The following is a 441-nucleotide window of genomic DNA, read 5'->3' on the forward strand; positions in this document are numbered from 1 at the left end:
GACTCGACGATGTCGAGGTCGTCGAGGTCGGCGCCGATCCCCCCATCCGCCACCGAGGAGCACAACCCGTCCAGGCTGACCGTGGTGACCCAGGTCTGCACCGGCTGATCGGTGAGCATGTGCGGGTGCGGTAACGGCAGTTTCTCGGGCAGGGACAGCGTCCGCGCGGGAGGGAGGGTGATCCGCCACAGCCCGAACGGGGCCCCCTTCTCCCCCACCGCCCCAGCTCACCGAACTCAAACGGCGTCACCGTGACGAGATAGGCGCGCTCCAACAGGCGCTCGAGGCCGCCCACGGCGAGAACCTCGAACTACGTCGCCGCCTCGGCGCCCAACGCGCCCTCCACAACACCGAGACGCCCTGACGCTCCTTTTGCAGACGCATACGCAAACGATCTACCTGCGTAAACACGCAGATTCACGCTCATTACCCCAGATAAGA

Annotated in this window: 1 pseudogene; it reads right to left on the reverse strand. The window is 66.0% G+C overall.

The annotated features are described in order from the left end of the window. Positions 1-221 (reverse strand): annotated as a pseudogene (locus P3H15_RS55210) (hypothetical protein); the annotation flags it as partial. Positions 222-441: the final 220 nt, after the last annotated feature.

The organism is Rhodococcus sp. T2V (assembly GCF_029269925.1).
GTDB lineage: Bacteria > Actinomycetota > Actinomycetes > Mycobacteriales > Mycobacteriaceae > Rhodococcus_F > Rhodococcus_F koreensis.